This is a genomic window from Bacillus sp. 05T22, from assembly GCF_056396765.1.
Map to the genome: position 1 here is coordinate 16,612 of NZ_JBFTMC010000035.1, position 17,990 is coordinate 34,601.

A 17,990-nucleotide genomic window follows, 5' to 3' on the forward strand; every position below is an offset into this window, starting at 1 on the left:
TTAATAAGGGGGTATTAAGATGACGAAAAAGGTACATCCTTACATTCCAAATATGGTACCTGAAGTAAAGGAAGAGATGTTAAAAGAAATAGGCGCTGAATCAGTGATGGAATTATACGCTTGTATACCAGATGAACTAAAGTTGAAAGAGGAAATGAACATACCAAAGGCGCTTACAGAATACGAATTGCGTCGCCTCATTGAAGGAATATTGTGTAAGAACACGAGTACAAGTGAATATCTAAACTTTCTAGGAGCAGGTTGCTGGCAGCATTTTGTACCAGCAGTTTGCGATGAAGTGAATCAAAGATCGGAATTTCTGACGGCATATGCCGGTGAACCTTACGAGGATCATGGTAGATTCCAAGCGTTATTTGAATATCAAAGTCTAGTAGCTGAACTTGTTGATATGGATGTTGTAAATGTACCGACGTTTGATTGGGGGCAAGCAGCAGCTACAGCGATTCGGATGGCTGCTCGTATAACAAAAAGAACAGAGGTATTAGTAGCGCAAACCGTATCACCTGAAAGAATGAAAATTATTCAAAATTATGGCTCCCCAGATCTTGAATTTGTTTTTGTTAGTTATGATGCTGAGAATGGTCTTCTAGATTTAGAAGATTTAAAGAATAAGATTTCTTCTAATGTGGCAGCCATTTATTTTGAAAATCCTTCCTATTTAGGGTTTATTGAATCACAAGGTATGGAAATTGCGGGAATTGCGAAGCAGAATGATGCACTAGTAGTAGTTGGTGTTGATCCAATTTCACTTGGAGTGTTGGCGCCGCCAAGTCACTATCAAGCGGATATTGTTTGTGGTGATTTGCAGCCGCTTGGTATGCATATGAACTATAGCGGAGGGCAAGCGGGATTCATTGCTACAAGGGATGAAGAAAAGTTTATTAATGAATATCCTTCACGTCTATTTGGAATTGTGCCAACAGTAAAAGAAGGGGAGTATGGCTTTGGCGATGTGGCTTATGATCGGACATCTTTTGCCCTTCGTGAAAAAGGAAAAGAATCAGTTGGTACACAAACTGCGTTATGGGGAATTACAGCTGGGGTTTATTTATCGTTACTTGGACCGAATGGTATGTATGAATTAGGTCAAACCATTATGCAAAATAGTCAATATGCAGTAAAACAACTGAACAAAATTCCTGGAGTGAGAGGTTCAAGATTAAGTTCTCCATTTTTCAAAGAATTTCTTGTCGATTTTAATGAAACTGGTTTATCGGTAGAAACCATAAATAAAAAATTATTAGAAAAGCAGATATTTGGAGGAAAGGATATTTCAAAAGAGTTTCCTATATTTGGCCAATGTGCTTTATATTGCGTTACAGAAGTCCATACGAAGGAAGACCTTGATCGGTTAATTGATGCTCTTCAGGAAGTTGTGACGAATTAAAATAGATGGACAGAAAGGAGAATTGACTCATGAAAAAAATTAAAAGGAATAGTAAAGTTCGTGACTTTCATCAAGCAAAATGGAATGAACCAATTATTTTTGAACTTCACCAGCAAGGAGAAAGAGGAGTAGAGGTTCCATTAGTTGATCAAACGATTGTGAAGGAAGTTGGAGATGGGGTTTCGCAGATTCCTAATTCTATGTATAGAAAAGAAAGACCGAAACTTCCAGAAATCGGTCAGGCGCGTGTGTTAAGGCATTATGTGAGACTTTCGCRAGAGACGTTAGGGTCAGATTTTAACGTTGAAATTGGGCAAGGTACTTGTACAATGAAATATATTCCTAAAATTAATGAATTGTTAGTACGAAATCCTAAAATAATGGAACTGCATCCTCTTCAAGATATAAGCACTGTTCAAGGGATGTTAGAAATCATATACAAATTGGATCTTTGCATGAGAGAAATCTCTGGTATGGATCATTTTTCATTCCAACCGAGTGGCGGTACGCAAGCATTATTTGCTATGGCTTCTATCGTAAGAAAATATCATGAATCTCGCGGAGAAGGGGAAAAACGTAATGAAATTATTACAACTATTTTTTCTCATCCTTCACAAGCGGCTACAGCAGCTGTTAAAGGCTTTAAAATCATTACGCTTCATCCCGATAAAGATGGATTCCCTGACATAGAAAAATTAAAGGCAGTTGTTTCAGAGCGGACAGCGGGATTTGTTGTTGCAAATCCTGAAGATACAGGGATTTTTAATTCGAAAATTAAAGAATTTACAAAGGTCGTACATGAAGCTGGTGGGATTTGTTACTATGATCAGGCAAATGCCAATGGTCTCCTTGGAATTACTAGAGCGAAAGAAGCAGGATTTGATATGTGTTTTTTTAACCTTCACAAAACATTTGCTGCTCCGCATATGTGTGGTGGGCCAGCGACGGGTGCACTTGGAGTGAGAAAAGAGCTAAAAGAATATTTACCTGGGCCAATTGTGGAATGCGATGAAGGAAAATATTATTTAAACAATGACCTGAAACATTCCATTGGAAAAGTGCGCGCTTTTCATGGGGTAGCACAAACAATTCTCAGGTCTTATGCATGGATTCGTGCCCTTGGTCCAGAAGGATTAAAAGAAGTGGCGAAAACAGCTGTATTAAATAACAATTATATGTATCACAAAGTACAAAAGATTCGTGGTGCAAGTGCTCCATATGTAAAAGGACAGCGCCTTGAGCAAGTTCGCTATAGCTGGGAAGAGATGAAAAATGAAACAGGTATTACAACAGAGGATGTCCAAAGAAGAATGACGGATTTCGGCTTGCACTATTGGACGAGTCACCATCCATATATCGTACCCCAGCCGTTCACGCTTGAACCGACTGAGAGCTATTCTAAGACTGACTTAGATGAGTATATAGCAGCCCTTGAACAAATTTCTAAGGAAGCCTATGAAAATCCCAAAGTCATTCAAAACGCTCCACAAAATAGTACGATTCACAAATTAGATGAACAGGATTTTCTCGATAATCCGAAAAAATGGTGTATTACATGGAGAGCGTATCAGAAGAAGGTGCAGTTACTAGAATTGATTTGAATGAAATGGGAAGGCAATCAGAATTGTTTTTGATTGCCTTTCGTTCTATAACATAGTAATTCTATTATTGTGGGTTTAATAGTCTGAATATTCAGAGCAGGAAAGAGAGGACATTGTATATTTTGAAACGAATCACTTGATTTTGCATAGAGTGAATCGGTTATTTTTTAGGAAAGTTGCAAAGAGAGAGGTGAGATGATGGATAATTTAGAGACAAAATCAAATATTGGAACACCATCTACTATAGATGGGAAGTTGAATCGTGGCTTAAGGCCACGACATATATCTATGATTGCAATTGGTGGTGCAATTGGTACGGGGTTATTTGTTGCAAGCGGTGCTACGATTAGTCAAGCGGGACCGGGAGGAGCATTTGTTGCGTACCTTGCTATCGGATGTATGGTTTATTTTTTGATGACAAGTCTTGGTGAAATGGCAACATATCTTCCAACGTCAGGTTCATTTGAAACATATGGAACTCGGTTTGTTGATCCAGCATTTGGATTTACACTTGGTTGGAATTATTGGCTAAGCTGGGCTACAACCATTCCAGCTGAGTTGGCAGCAGGTGCCTTGGTTATGAAATACTGGTTACCAGAATCCTCGGATGTTCTATGGGGGATGCTTTTTTTGACACTTATATTTTTATTAAATGTACTATCTGTTAGAGGGTATGGTGAATCGGAATTTTGGTTTGCTGGTATTAAGGTCGTTACAATTATTCTATTTTTAGTGATTGGTATTTTCATGATACTTGGTATATTCTTTAGCCCGGCAGTAGGGTTTCATAATCTTACGATAGGTGAGGCTCCCTTCAAAGGAGGATTTTTGGCTATAGTTGGTGTTTTCATGATTGCAGGTTTCTCCTTTCAAGGTACAGAAATGGTTGGTATTGCTTCTGGTGAAAGTGAGGATCCAGAGCGGAATGTTCCTCGGGCAATTCGTAGTGTTTTTTGGAGGGTGTTAATTTTTTATGTGTTGGCTATAGCCGTAATCGGGATTATTATTCCATATACAGATCCGAGTCTTCTTAAATCGGATGTGGATCATATTTCTATTAGCCCATTTACTTTAGTTTTTCAAAAAGCTGGACTTGCATTTGCGGCATCATTAATGAATGCTGTTATTTTAACCTCTGTGCTTTCAGCTTGCAATTCTTCTATGTATGCTTCTACTCGCATGCTTTGGGCTCTTGCACAAGAAGGAAAAGCGCCTAAAATTTTGCGCAAGGTAAATAGAAGAGGGGTCCCTACCTATGCTTTGTATGCTAATATTATTTTTGGATTACTTGTCTTTTTATCATCGTTCATTGGCGATGGCGTTGTTTATATATGGTTGCTTAATATGACGGGGTTAACGGGATTTTTAACATGGATTGGAATCGCAATCTGTCATTATAGATTTCGTAAAGCATACGTGGCGCAAGGGAGAGACCTAAATGAACTCAAATTTAAGGCGAAATGGTATCCCTTTGGTCCGTTGTTTACGTTAGTATTATGCATCATTGTTATTATTGGACAAGGAAGTGAAGTGGTTTCTGGAGGGGAGATTAACTGGTATGGAATGCTTGTATCGTATATTAGTGTGCCAGTGTTTCTTATTCTTTGGTTAGGTTATAAGTTTATTAAAAAGACGCAGGTTGTCCCGTTAAAAGAGTGTGACTTTAGTCGAGATGATTTGTGAAAACACACCCGCTGAACGCGGGTGTGTTTTTGTGTAGGGAAGAGAGCCATTTAACATAAATTTAAGACTCTTTCTCTTTTTTTAGTTTTCCTTTTTGCTTTGCTATTTCTCGAAGTAAATATTCGATGTGTGCGTTGACGCTGCGAAATTCATCATCCGCCCATTTTTCGATGACTGCGTGCAATTCAGGATCAATACGTAATGGAAAGCTTTTCTTTTTGGCCATAATTACATACAACCTTTAATATAGACTTCCTGTATTAATAACTGGTTGTGCACCTTTATCTGAAACGATGGCAACCAATAAGTTGTTAACCATGTTTGCTTTACGCTCATCATCTAAATCGAGTACGCCTTCTTCATCTAACATATGAATCGAATCTTTCGCCATTTTCACAGCACCTTCGACAATCTCTTTTCGTGCTGCTAGAACAGCTTTCGCTTGTTGACGCTGAAGCATCGCATGTGCAATTTCTGTTGCATAAGCCAAATGTGTTAAACGAGTTTCTAGTACTTCTACACCAGCAATATTTAAGCGCGCTTCTAATTCACGTCTTAGTTCCTCAGAGATTTCTTCGGCATTTCCACGTAGTGTGATGCAATTATCATCTTGAAAATTATCATACGGATACTTCGTTGCAACGTGGCGAATTGCTGTCTCACTTTGAATTTCGACGAATTGATCATAATGTTCAACCCCAAAAATCGCTTTTGCTGAATCGACAACTTTATAAACGACAACAGCTGCAATTTCAATCGGGTTCCCTTCTACATCATTTACCTTTAGTTTTTTACTATTAAAGTTTTCAACGCGAAGAGAAACAGTTTGACGAAGTGCGAATGGAATTGTTAAAAATAATCCATTTTGACGGATTGTTCCTAAATAGTTCCCAAAAAACGTAATCACTTTTGCTTGATTTGGTTGGACAATCCCAATACCGGTGGCAAGAATCGCAGCTAAAATTAGACAAAGTACAGCTACTACAAATATTTCTTGTACGAGGCAAAACACACCGATACCGGATAAAGCTAAAAGACCAATAATACCTAGAAAACCATTTACATAAAACACTTGTTTTTCTCTCATATAATCGCCTCCTTCTGATATAAAAATGATATCATTTTTATATCATCGAATGCAAGGGAGGAAAGTCTAATTTTCTGAAAAAAATAAAAATGATTCTTAGAAGAACGGGGAAATTAGTTTTTTAGGTGTGCGGCGCGATACATCTCAAATTAATATATAGCTACAGTTATTTATCCCGCATTATCGGGCAGTAAGACCTCCACCTCAGAATTCAGCAAAAGCAAAGAGATTAGGTGGGGGTAGTTCAATGGAATCTCTTAGGGGAAATAAAACAAAAAAGAACATTAGTTCTGTTTTGTGATAAAATAAAGAAGACTTAGCCGCCCACTGCAGCAGCTAAGTCCCTTTGAGAGCATCTTGCATTGTGACAAATGATTCAAAGCGGTTTCGCCAGGATTGCTTCTTCAATCGCTGACTCAATCTCTTTGTCAGAAGCATCATAACTTCCTTTTGATCCTGGTTTGTCAGGACTGGAAGTGTGACTTACTTCTTCTTGTTTAGCATGTCCTTTTTTATTAAAATCCATGCTAGGTATTTTAAAGGCACCCATGTTTATATATTTTCCGAATTTACATGCTTCAGTAATAGGACAGAAACGCAAGATTCCTTCTGCAATTTTCATTGCACTAAGCCACAGCAAAACCTTTGACCAAGTGCACCATGGTTTACGTGTGAGTTTAGCTGTGCTACAACTTAGTACGACCAAACCGAATGTAATTCGGATTAAAGCATTCATTATGCCGATGTTTTGCTTCATCAAAGAAAACACTCCTTCTTCATCAGCTTAGAAATAGCAAACACTATTTCAGTTGTTATTATTCCACGTAAGTTTTGCGATATGTAATCCAACATTTGACGGTGAAAAAGATGTTGGATTGGACGTGTGTATAGGTGTCTTTTTTTGTTATAATGTAAGAATGCATAAAAGGAAGTTTAAAAAGTCCGGTCAAGATAACCTTCGCATTTCTTCGTTGCTGTGCCAGTCCGGTACTCATGTAGTATAAGCTACACTCCGTATCCTCCTGGCTGCAGCGCCTTGAACTGCTCGGTTCTCTAGATTCTCCTTTTTAAACGTGTATTGTAAAAGGAAGTTTAAAAAGTCCGGTCAAGATAACCTTCGCATTTCTTCGCTGCTGTGCCAGTCCGGTACTCATGTAGTATAAGCTATACTCCGTATCCTCCTGGCTGCAGCGCCTCGAATAGCTCGGCTCTCTAGATCCTCCTTTTTGAACCAGCACATAAAGGTGAATAGACAAAAGAAAGGGTGTTTTCATGTACGATATTTCACAGTGGAAACATGTATTTAAGCTTGATCCGAATAAGGAATTAAGCGATGAACATTTAGAAATGATTTGTGAATCTGGAACAGACGCAGTGATTGTAGGCGGAAGTGACGGGGTAACAATTGATAATGTATTACACATGCTAGTAAGCATTCGTAGATATGCAGTTCCTTGTGTGTTAGAGGTTTCTGATCTTGAAGCTCTTACACCAGGGTTTGATTTTTATTACATTCCAAGTGTTTTAAACAGCCCAAAAGTGGAATGGATAACGGGAATTCATCATGAGGCATTGAAGGAATTTGGGGATATTATGAACTGGGATGAAATTTTCATGGAAGGATATTGTGTTTTAAATCCAGAAGCAAAGGTAGCTCAGCTTACAGAAGCGAAATGTGATTTAACAGAAGATGATGTGATTGCATATGCACGTATGGCAGACAAGCTTCTGAAGTTGCCGATTTTCTACTTAGAATATAGCGGTACTTACGGAGATATTGAACTCGTTAAAAACGTAAAAGCAGAATTACAACAAGCAAAGCTGTATTACGGCGGTGGAATTTCAAGTGCGAAAGAAGCAAAAGAAATGGCACAGTACGCTGATACAGTCGTTGTAGGAAATGTAATTTATGATGATATAAAAGCAGCTTTACAAACAGTAAAAGCTGTAAAAGGAGAGTAGGTGCAGGCACATATGAGTATAACTGATAAATTATTAAATGGTTTAAATCCTCAGCAACAAAAGGCAGTGCAAACAACAAACGGACCACTTCTATTAATGGCTGGTGCTGGTAGTGGTAAGACGCGTGTGCTAACACATCGCATCGCATACTTACTTGGTGAAAAAGGTGTAGCACCTTGGAATGTATTAGCAATTACTTTTACAAATAAAGCGGCTCGTGAAATGCGTGAACGTATCGATAAGCTTGTTGGCCCGGAAGCGGAAGATATTTGGATTTCTACGTTCCACTCAATGTGCGTACGTATTTTACGACGTGAYATTGAYCGYATYGGWATTAATCGTAACTTCACGATTTTAGATGCAAGTGATCAACTTACGGTTGTAAAAAAGATTATGAAAGAGCGTAATATTGATCCGAAAAAGTTCGATCCACGTTCTATTTTATCTGGTATTAGCAATGCAAAGAATGAATTGTTATCTGCTGATAAATATGCAAAGCAAATTTCAATTGCGGATCCATTTGAAAAATTAACAAGCGATGTATATACGGAATATCAAAAACGTCTTTTGAAAAATAACTCATTAGATTTTGATGATTTAATTATGACGACGATCCATTTATTTGAACGTGTTCCAGAAGTATTGGAATTCTATCAGCGTAAGTTCCAATATATTCATGTGGATGAGTACCAAGATACGAATAGAGCCCAATACATTCTTGTAAATAAATTAGCTGCTCGCTTTAAAAACCTTTGTGTTGTTGGTGATTCTGACCAGTCCATTTATCGTTGGCGTGGGGCGGACATTTCTAACATTTTGTCATTTGAAAAAGACTACGAAAATGCACAGGTTATCTTGTTAGAGCAAAACTACCGTTCATCACAAAATATTTTAAATGCGGCTAATGCTGTAATTGAAAAAAATTCAAATCGTAAACCGAAAAAATTATGGACAGACAATCAAATTGGAAGCAAGATTTCGTATTACCGTGCTGCAACGGAAAAGGATGAAGCATATTTTGTTGCAAAAAAAATTCGCGATGAAATTCAAATGGGAAATCGAAAATATACAGATTTTGCGGTTCTGTATCGTACAAACGCCCAGTCTCGTATGGTCGAGGAGATTTTCTTAAAGTCTAATATTCCATATAAAATTGTCGGCGGCATTAAGTTCTATGATCGTAAAGAGATTAAAGATATTTTGGCATACTTACGTTTAATTGCAAATCCAGATGATGAGATTAGCTTCGCACGTATTATTAACATGCCGAAGCGAGGAATCGGTGCCACGTCTATCGATAAAATTATTAACTACGGCGTGCAAAATGGGATTTCATTAACGGCTGTAATGGATGAAATTGAACATGTCGGAGTAAGTGCAAAAATCACAAAAGCAGTAAAAGAATTTGCAAGTCAATTACACAATTGGGTAAACATGCAAGAATACTTATCTGTTACGGAACTAGTAGAAGAAGTGATTGAGAAAACGGGTTACCGCGATATGCTAAAGAATGAACGTTCTTTAGAAGCAGAAGGACGACTTGAAAACTTAGATGAGTTTTTATCTGTTACACAGACATTTGAATCGCAAAGTGAAGATAAGAGTCTTGTTGCTTTCTTAACAGATTTGGCACTTGTTGCAGATATTGATCGCGTGGATGAGGATCCAACTGCGGGTGAAGAAGTTATTTTAATGACAATGCACTCGGCAAAGGGACTTGAATTCCCAGTTGTCTTTATTGTTGGACTAGAAGAAGGAGTGTTCCCGCATACTCGCTCTCTTATGGAAGAAGATGAAATGCAAGAGGAACGCCGTCTTGCTTATGTAGGTATTACTCGTGCGGAAGAAGAGTTATATTTATCAAATGCCCAAATGCGTACTTTATTCGGTAGAACAAATATGAATGCAGCATCTCGATTTATTTCAGAAATTCCTACGGAGTTGCTAGAACCATTAAATGAAACAGCGCCAAAGCGTGAGACATTTAGTGCAAAAGGAAGAACGGCTGGGGCAACAACAACGACAACACGTTCCCGCTCTGCATTTGTGCGTCCAACTGTGAAAACGACAGGAGGAGAGCAAATTGGCTGGGCTGTAGGTGATAAAGCGTCCCATCAAAAATGGGGTGTTGGTACAGTTGTAAGTGTGAAAGGTGAAGGAGATGCAAAAGAATTAGATATTGCATTCCCAAGCCCAATTGGCATTAAACGTTTATTAGCAAAATTTGCACCTGTAACGAAACAATAGAAAGGAGTAAGGATATGTCAAAAGAAGAGGCAAAGCAGCGTATAGAAGAACTTCGTGATATGTTGAATGCATTCAACTATCAATATCACGTATTAGACAATCCTTCTGTTTCTGATGCGGAATACGACCGCGATATGCAGGAGCTTATAAAATTAGAAGCAGAGAACCCAGAATTTTTAACAGAAGACTCTCCCACCGTTCGAGTTGGGGGAACAGTGCTTGATATATTTGAAAAGGTAACGCACAAATCGCCGATGTTAAGTTTAGGAAATGCCTTTAATGAAGGAGATTTACGTGATTTTGATCGCAGAGTACGTCAAGGAATTGATGATTCAAATGTAAGATATATATGTGAACTAAAAATTGACGGTCTTGCTGTTTCCCTTCATTATGAAAAAGGACGCTTCGTTCAAGGCGCAACACGTGGTGATGGCGTAACTGGTGAAGATATTACGCAAAATTTAAAAACAATTAAAGCGATCCCTCTTCGTTTGAAAGAAGAAGTAACATTAGAAGCGCGCGGTGAAGCATATATGCCAAAGCGTTCATTTGTAAAATTAAACGAAGAGAAAGAACAAAATGGTGAGGCAGTTTTTGCAAATCCACGTAATGCAGCAGCCGGATCACTTCGCCAGCTTGATCCAAAAATTGCTGCGAAGCGTAATTTGTCAATGTTTGTGTACGGCCTTGCTGATGTGAAAGAAAAGACGATTGCATCACATAGCGAATCATTAAACTTCTTAGGCGAGCTTGGGTTTAAAACAAATCCAAATCGCCGTACATGTGAAACAATTGAAGATGTAATCGCTTATGTAGAAGAATGGCAGGAAAAGCGCCCGAATCTTGATTATGAGATTGATGGAATCGTAATTAAAGTAGATGATGTGGCCTTGCAAGATAGTTTAGGAACAACAGCAAAGAGTCCACGCTGGGCAATTGCTTATAAGTTTCCGGCAGAAGAAGTTGTAACGAGATTAACAGGTATTGAACTGAGCGTGGGACGCACAGGGGTTGTGACACCGACGGCAGAACTAGAACCAGTTCGAGTGGCAGGAACAATTGTCCGCCGTGCATCTCTACATAACGAGGATCTAATTCGTGAAAAAGATATTCGAATTGGTGACTACGTTATTGTGAAAAAGGCTGGAGACATTATTCCAGAAGTAGTTAATGTTATTTTCGATAAACGTACTGGTGAAGAAGAAGAGTATCATATGCCAACGCATTGTCCGACTTGTGACAGTGAACTGGTTCGTTTAGAAGAAGAGGTAGCTCTGCGTTGTATTAATCCAGCATGTCCAGCGCAAATTCGTGAAGGATTGATTCATTTTGTTTCAAGAAATGCAATGAATATTGATGGGCTTGGAGAGCGTGTTATTACACAGCTCTTTGAAGCAGATTATATTCGGACATTCGCAGATTTGTATCCATTAACGCAAGAGCAATTGTTACAATTAGAGCGTTTTGGTGAGAAATCAGCATCTAAATTAGTACAAGCAATTGAAACTTCTAAGGAAAATTCGTTGGAGCGTCTATTATTTGGACTTGGTATTCGTCATGTCGGTGCAAAAGCGGCTCGCACGTTAGCTGAGCATTTTGAAACGATGGATCATCTTGTGAAAGCAACAGAAGAAGAGTTAAAAGAGATTAATGAAATTGGCGAGAAAATGGCCCAATCAATTGTAACGTACTTTGATAATGAAGACGTGTTAGAATTATTACAACAATTTAAAGAGTACGGTGTTAACATGACCTACAAAGGCATAAAACGTGCTGATTTACAAAATATTGCATCTTACTTCGCTGGAAAAACAATCGTTCTAACAGGGAAACTAGAAGTTATGGGGCGTAGCGAAGCGAAGAAAAAGATTGAAGAGCTAGGTGGAAAAGTAACAGGTAGTGTAAGTAAAAGTACTGATTTAGTCGTTGCTGGTGAAGCGGCAGGGTCAAAATTAGCACAAGCAGAGAAACATAATATTGAGGTTTGGAATGAAGAGAGGTTCTTACAAGAGCTGAATAAGTAAGAGGTGCAAACTTACCATGAAAAAAATAGCATTAGCGGTATTAAGCCTAGGTCTACTTCTAAGTGGATGTAGTACAGGTATAAAAAAAGAAGAAAAAGTTGTTGAAAAATCGGGTAAATCAAAAGAACAAGCGATTGTTCCGAAATATTCTATTTCTGATGAGTATTATAAAACGGTATTCCCGTTTGATCCAGCTTCTGCACGTGGCTTAGTTGTACAAGGATTGAATAGCCGTCTAGATATAGATGAATTTGAAACAGGATTGATGCGCATTGCAAAAGAATCGTTTAGCACAAAAAATTATTTATTCCAAGGTGGTAAATATTTAGATAAAGAAACGGTTCAAATGCTTGTAAAGAGAAAGCGTACAGATGCTGAGCAAAAAGAGTTAGAAGAGAAACTGAAAAAAGACGCAGTGAAATTCCCTAATATTGGATTGAACCCGGCGTTACAAGAAGGTTCAGAATCATTAGAGGTTCGAAATAAAAAAACACCAATGTATCTTTCTAATATTTTAGAGCACGATTATTATGTGCCAAAAGATGACAAAGAAGTTGAACTTGGTGGGGTTGTTATTGGGTTAGCAATGAATTCGATTCATTATTATACTGAGGAACATGGGTATCCACGAGAAGTTGAAATTTCAGAAAAAGAAATGCTAGAAAAAGCTAAGCCTATGGCGCAAGAAATTTTAACATTGTTGCAAAAGAAAGATCCGAAATTAAAAAATGTTCCAATTACATTTGCTATTTATCGCCAAGGTCCAAAATCAACACTTGTACCAGGAAGATTTGTCTCCTACACTCAAGTAGATAAGGGCAGTGAAAAGATAGGGGATTGGAAAGAAATTAACGAGAAATATTATTTATTTCCTTCAAAAGAGGTAGATGAAGCGCATCGTGACGATGCAGCCATTGTAAAAAACTTCACTGCAAAGCTGAGTGAGTATTTCAAAAATGATTACACAGCTGTTATTGGTACAGGATTCTATAAAGATGATCAATTAAAGGAAATGAAGCTTGAAATTCCTGTTCAATTTAACGGAAAAGCAGAAGTCATTGGGTTTACGCAATTTGTTGCTGGACAAGTTATGCAATACTTCCCGAATTATGTGAAAGTACAGGTAACAATTAAGTCTGTTGAGCGACCGGAAGCGATTATTATTCGTGAGGAAAAGCAAGATGAACCATTTGTGAAAATTTTAGATTAAGAAAAAAGTTGTTCCTTTTTGGAACGGCTTTTTTTCTTCTGTAATTTTGTTATAATTTCTAATGTTGTGAATAAAAAGGGGTAAGGAGAAAAGACATGGATGAGTTAAGTTTACAGATTATTGTATTACTTGTTGCTTTCGGTTTTTTGGCTGCATTTATTGATTCAGTTGTTGGAGGAGGAGGGCTCATTTCACTTCCAGCACTTATGTTTGTGGGCTTATCGCCTGCATCGGCAATTGCAACAAATAAGCTGGCTGCAACGATGGGGACTTTTACAAGCACTATTTATTTTATTCGTTCAGGGAAGGTTAATTTTCGTATAGTAGGAAAGTTAATCCCATTAACTATTGTGGGTGCGATAGCTGGAGCTTTAGTTGTGAAATTTATTCCACCCGATATTTTACGGCCGCTTGTACTTATTATGTTGGTATTTATTGCAATTTATATTATTGTAAAAAAAGATTGGGGAAGTGTGTCCACTTATAAAAAGATGACGAAAGGAAAAGCATTAATGTTTTTCTTTGTTATTTTAAGTTTAGGATTTTATGATGGATTTTTTGGTCCCGGGACAGGTTCATTTTTAATTTTTGCATTTTTATTAATTGGTTTGGATTTTATTCAAGCTGCTGCATCTGGAAAACTTTTGAATTTCGTTAGTAACATTGTATCTTTAATCACATTTCTATTTTTAGATGTCATTCATTTTGAATACGGTATTATTATGGGGTTATCAATGATTTTTGGGGCTTATCTAGGATCAAAGTTTGCAGTACAAAAAGGTGTTGGATATGTTCGTACTTTATTTTTATTGGTAACAATTTTGTTGATTGGGAAAAATGTTTTGGAATATGTTCATATTTTTTAGCTTCATACTTAGGTATGAAGCTCTTTTATTATTATTATATTTTAAAAATTAATTAATTTTTAAAATATAAGTCTAGGAATATTTGAATAAATCTAAATTATCGTGTAGAATAATGTTGTAAAATGTAAACGTTTTTCTAAGGGGAGGCTAAAAAGAATGGTAGTAGCATACAAGCATGAGCCATTTACAGATTTTTCAGTAGAGGCTAACAAGTTAGCGTTTGAAGAAGGTTTAAAGAAAGTAGAATCTTATCTTGGACAAGACTATCCATTAATTATCGGGGGAGAAAAGATCACTACAGACGAGAAAATCGTTTCTGTAAACCCTGCAAATAAAGAAGAAGTTGTGGGCAGTGTTTCAAAAGCAAGCCGTGAATTAGCTGAAAAAGCAATGCAAGTGGCGGATGAAACATTCCAAACTTGGAGAAAGTCAAAACCAGAAATGCGTGCAGACATTTTATTCCGTGCTGCAGCAATCGTTCGTCGTAGAAAGCATGAGTTCTCTGCTATTCTTGTAAAAGAAGCAGGTAAACCATGGAATGAGGCAGATGCGGATACAGCAGAAGCAATCGATTTTATGGAATATTATGGTCGTCAAATGTTAAAATTAAAAGACGGTATGCCAGTAGAAAGCCGTCCAATTGAATATAATCGTTTCTCTTACATTCCATTAGGAGTAGGTGTTATCATTTCTCCTTGGAACTTCCCATTCGCAATTATGGCAGGTATGACAACAGCTGCAGTAGTTTCTGGTAACACAGTATTACTAAAACCAGCTAGTACAACACCTGTAGTGGCAGCGAAATTTATGGAAGTATTAGAAGAAGCAGGCTTACCAGCAGGCGTTGTAAACTTCATCCCTGGTAGCGGATCTGAAGTTGGTGACTACTTAGTAGACCACCCTCGTACACGTTTCATTAGCTTCACTGGATCACGCGATGTAGGTATTCGTATTTACGAACGCGCAGCAAAAGTAAATCCAGGCCAAATTTGGTTAAAACGTGTTATCGCTGAAATGGGCGGTAAAGATACAATCGTTGTTGATAAAGAAGCAGATCTTGAATTAGCTGCTAAGTCTATCGTTGCATCTGCATTTGGATTCTCAGGACAAAAATGTTCTGCTTGTTCTCGTGCAGTAATCCATGAAGATGTATATGATCATGTATTAAACCGTGCTGTTGAATTAACGAAAGAATTAACTGTAGGTAACCCAGCTGAAAAAGACATGAACATGGGACCAGTTAATGACCAAGCTGCATTTGATAAAGTAATGAGCTATGTTGCAATTGGTAAAGAAGAAGGTAAAGTAGTAGCAGGTGGCGAAGGAGACGACTCTAAAGGCTGGTTCATTCAACCAACAATCGTTGCTGACGTTGCAGAAGACGCTCGTTTAATGAAAGAAGAAATCTTCGGACCAGTAGTAGCATTCTGTAAAGCGAAAGACTTTGATCATGCGCTTGCAATTGCAAATAACACAGAATACGGTTTAACAGGAGCTGTTGTTTCTAATAACCGTGAACATATCGAAAAAGCGCGTGAAGACTTCCACGTTGGTAACTTATACTTCAACCGTGGATGTACTGGTGCAATCGTAGGTTACCAACCATTTGGTGGTTTTAACATGTCTGGTACAGACTCTAAAGCTGGTGGACCTGACTATATCGCACTTCACATGCAAGGAAAAACTACTTCTGAAACTTTATAAGAAATAGGTGAAAAGGCCTTCCTGTAATAGGGAAGGCCTTTTTCATGTAAGAAAGATTCTGATTGGAAAACTGCTACCTTGCTTAAATACAATATAAAAGAGTGAAAAGAAACAAAAGCACCAGAAAAGTTGATCCATTCGTCATATTTTTCTGTATTAATTTTTTGAATTTCCTGTATAATACAATTTGAAAGAAAATCTATGGTTAGACAAGAGGACACTACTTTCGGTTTTGCTCACTGGAAGTGGTGTTTTTATATTTTTCAGAAAATAACATTGTGTTAAATTATGGTAAATGATAAAATGAAACATGAAAGATTCTGAGGAGAATAAGTAGCTTTGGAATGGTACTGTATAATATATAGTACTGAATAATAAAAGTTATATGAATAGGGATGTATGGAATTTAATTTTTAATGATTTTATTAAAAGAAATAAGACGAAGGAAGTGTTATTTTATGAAAAAGATTGTTTTTATCGCATTATCATTGTTAATTATTGGGGGCATTGGTGTTGGGGCAATGACTGTTTTTGGTGTAGCTTTTAATAAAACTGAAATTCATAAAGAAGAAACGGTGGATGGTGAAAAAATTGATGAAATTGAAGTAAAGACTTCGGCAGCAGATGTTGAAATTATTACAGGTGATTCAAAAGATATAGAAGTGTTACTGGATGGAGAGATAAGCAAAGAGCTAGTAGATAAATATAAATTTGAGGTGAAAAAAGAAAACAATAGATTAAATATTGATTTTAGTAAAAATTGGAATTCTATCGGTTGGGGAATTGGAACTACCGCAGATGTAAATTTACAAGTTAAAATTCCAAAGAAAATATATGACACTGTAAAAGTAACTACATCATCAGGAGATTTTGTTGCAAAAGAAATTGAAACAAAGGTAGCGGAGATAAATACTTCCTCTGGGGATGTATCATTCTCGCATTCTAAGATAAAAGAAAAATTAACAGCTAAAACGTCTAGCGGAAAGATTGAGACAGATAAAAGTGAAATCGAAGTAGCAAAATTGAACACAGGTAGCGGAAAAATTAGGGTAGAAAATCTACATTCTAAAGAATTAGTAGCTAAAACATCATCAGGTGATATTGAATATAATGATCGTAGTTTGCAAGGAGAGGTAGAGTGTAATACATCAAGCGGTGATGTTAAGATGCAATTTGATACACTTCCTGAATCTTTAAGAGTTGAGTTTGATGGAAGTTCAGGTAAGGCGGATGTAAATATTGCTGGTTTGCTATATGAAGAGAAATCAAAGAATCAGTTAGTTGGAGTAAAAGGCACAGGGGAAAATAAAGTGAAAGTAAAAACAAGTTCGGGAGACTTCAAGTTACGGTAACCTGTGAATAACAGTATAAAAAATCATGTCTCCGTCTGTGAGAGACATGATTTTTTGTCTTAGATGGAGTTTCTAAAACGTAAGAACTCTTCTGTACTCATGACTTCTGCATATACGTCATTCAAACTTGCTAAAATTGTATTATGGATATAGACAGCAGGAATCGTAGCATTTTTAAAGATAAGATCTTTTGTTGCGCATGCATCATGTACAACAGTGCAACGAAGACCGAAATCAAAAGCAGCTCTTACTGTGGCATCAATACACATATGAGTCATCATTCCGCATATAATGAGATGTTGAATGTTTAAGTCTTGTAATTGCTTTAGTAGGTTTGTTTCTCGAAAACTATTTGGATAGTGTTTGAGGATAACCGTTTCATCTTGTAATGGACGAACAATTTCATGAATGTGAACACCTTCTGTATTAGGAAGAAAAAAGGTGGCAGTTTCTTTCGTAGATACATGTTGGATATGGAAAACTGGTTGCTTAGTTTTTCGAAAGTGCCTTAGAAGTTGACTTGCATACTCGCTAGCTTCAACGGCACCACGTAGTTCCATCTTGCCATTTGGAAAATAATCATTTTGAATGTCAACGAGTAAAAGGGCTGTTTTCATATTAGTCATCGTCCTCCGTTTTCATTTCGTATTCATGTAATGTTATTCAACTGGAAAGGGATATTTTCCTTTTAGAGAGAGAATGTGAAGGAGAATTTTACATGAATTTAAAAATAATTGTTTTGTAATGAGCTACTAAGTTCCTTGCTTTCATTGAATTTTGAGRTGGGAGTWTTACTGCCCGCAAATAGCGGGATAAATCCAATGTTTGTAGGTAGAGTGAAAAGAC

14 protein-coding genes are annotated in these 17,990 nt (G+C 37.2%); 10 read left to right on the forward strand and 4 right to left on the reverse strand.

Annotated elements, in window-relative coordinates:
- Positions 1-19 precede the first annotated feature (19 nt).
- The 3 genes from gcvPA to AC1DIT_RS12970 all read left to right on the forward strand — a co-directional run bounded on the left by gcvPA (position 20) and on the right by AC1DIT_RS12970 (position 4,692).
- Complete coding sequence (gcvPA, locus tag AC1DIT_RS12960; protein ID WP_016132499.1) at positions 20-1,408, forward strand: aminomethyl-transferring glycine dehydrogenase subunit GcvPA; 1,389 nt, start codon at positions 20-22, stop codon at positions 1,406-1,408.
- A gap of 29 nt (positions 1,409-1,437) precedes the next feature.
- Positions 1,438-3,009 (forward strand): aminomethyl-transferring glycine dehydrogenase subunit GcvPB, encoded by a 1,572-nt coding sequence (gcvPB, locus tag AC1DIT_RS12965; protein WP_476998225.1) that lies wholly within the window; start codon positions 1,438-1,440, stop codon positions 3,007-3,009.
- A 198-nt stretch (positions 3,010-3,207) separates the two neighbouring features.
- On the forward strand, positions 3,208-4,692 hold the full coding sequence (locus AC1DIT_RS12970) for an amino acid permease (RefSeq protein WP_016132501.1): 1,485 nt from the start codon (positions 3,208-3,210) through the stop codon (positions 4,690-4,692).
- A 61-nt stretch (positions 4,693-4,753) separates the two neighbouring features.
- On the opposite strand, the gene AC1DIT_RS12975 is transcribed toward AC1DIT_RS12970, so the two are convergent.
- From AC1DIT_RS12975 to AC1DIT_RS12985, 3 genes are all read right to left on the reverse strand, one after another.
- Positions 4,754-4,918 carry a type II toxin-antitoxin system antitoxin gene (locus AC1DIT_RS12975; RefSeq protein WP_016132276.1) on the reverse strand — a complete coding sequence of 55 codons (165 nt, stop codon included), beginning with the start codon at positions 4,916-4,918 and terminating at the stop codon, positions 4,754-4,756.
- 15 nt (positions 4,919-4,933) lie between these two features.
- Positions 4,934-5,779 (reverse strand): SPFH domain-containing protein, encoded by an 846-nt coding sequence (locus AC1DIT_RS12980; RefSeq protein ID WP_016132502.1) that lies wholly within the window; start codon positions 5,777-5,779, stop codon positions 4,934-4,936.
- A gap of 376 nt (positions 5,780-6,155) precedes the next feature.
- Positions 6,156-6,536: a YgaP family membrane protein gene (locus AC1DIT_RS12985; protein WP_016132278.1), complete on the reverse strand. Its 381-nt coding sequence runs from the start codon at positions 6,534-6,536 to the stop codon at positions 6,156-6,158.
- A 515-nt stretch (positions 6,537-7,051) separates the two neighbouring features.
- On the opposite strand from AC1DIT_RS12985, the gene pcrB reads away from it, so the two are divergent.
- The 7 genes from pcrB (at position 7,052) to AC1DIT_RS13020 (ending at position 17,144) form a co-directional block, all read left to right on the forward strand.
- Positions 7,052-7,741, forward strand: a complete 690-nt coding sequence (pcrB, locus tag AC1DIT_RS12990) for a heptaprenylglyceryl phosphate synthase (protein ID WP_016132279.1) — start codon at positions 7,052-7,054, stop codon at positions 7,739-7,741.
- Between the two features lie 12 nt (positions 7,742-7,753).
- Complete coding sequence (gene pcrA / locus AC1DIT_RS12995; protein ID WP_016132503.1) at positions 7,754-9,988, forward strand: DNA helicase PcrA; 2,235 nt, start codon at positions 7,754-7,756, stop codon at positions 9,986-9,988.
- A 14-nt stretch (positions 9,989-10,002) separates the two neighbouring features.
- Positions 10,003-12,012, forward strand: a complete 2,010-nt coding sequence (gene ligA, locus AC1DIT_RS13000; RefSeq protein WP_016132504.1) for an NAD-dependent DNA ligase LigA — start codon at positions 10,003-10,005, stop codon at positions 12,010-12,012.
- 16 nt (positions 12,013-12,028) lie between these two features.
- Entirely contained in the window at positions 12,029-13,222 is a 1,194-nt protein-coding gene (locus AC1DIT_RS13005) for a CamS family sex pheromone protein (RefSeq protein ID WP_016132282.1), read from the forward strand.
- 95 nt (positions 13,223-13,317) lie between these two features.
- Positions 13,318-14,088, forward strand: coding sequence for a TSUP family transporter (locus AC1DIT_RS13010; RefSeq protein ID WP_016132283.1), 771 nt, complete (start codon positions 13,318-13,320; stop codon positions 14,086-14,088).
- A gap of 156 nt (positions 14,089-14,244) precedes the next feature.
- Positions 14,245-15,792: an L-glutamate gamma-semialdehyde dehydrogenase gene (gene pruA / locus AC1DIT_RS13015; protein WP_016112836.1), complete on the forward strand. Its 1,548-nt coding sequence runs from the start codon at positions 14,245-14,247 to the stop codon at positions 15,790-15,792.
- 458 nt (positions 15,793-16,250) lie between these two features.
- Positions 16,251-17,144 carry a DUF4097 family beta strand repeat-containing protein gene (locus AC1DIT_RS13020; RefSeq protein WP_016112837.1) on the forward strand — a complete coding sequence of 298 codons (894 nt, stop codon included), beginning with the start codon at positions 16,251-16,253 and terminating at the stop codon, positions 17,142-17,144.
- A gap of 59 nt (positions 17,145-17,203) precedes the next feature.
- Here AC1DIT_RS13020 and AC1DIT_RS13025 read toward each other — a convergent pair whose 3' ends face one another.
- Positions 17,204-17,761: a cysteine hydrolase family protein gene (locus AC1DIT_RS13025; protein ID WP_016132505.1), complete on the reverse strand. Its 558-nt coding sequence runs from the start codon at positions 17,759-17,761 to the stop codon at positions 17,204-17,206.
- Positions 17,762-17,990: the final 229 nt, after the last annotated feature.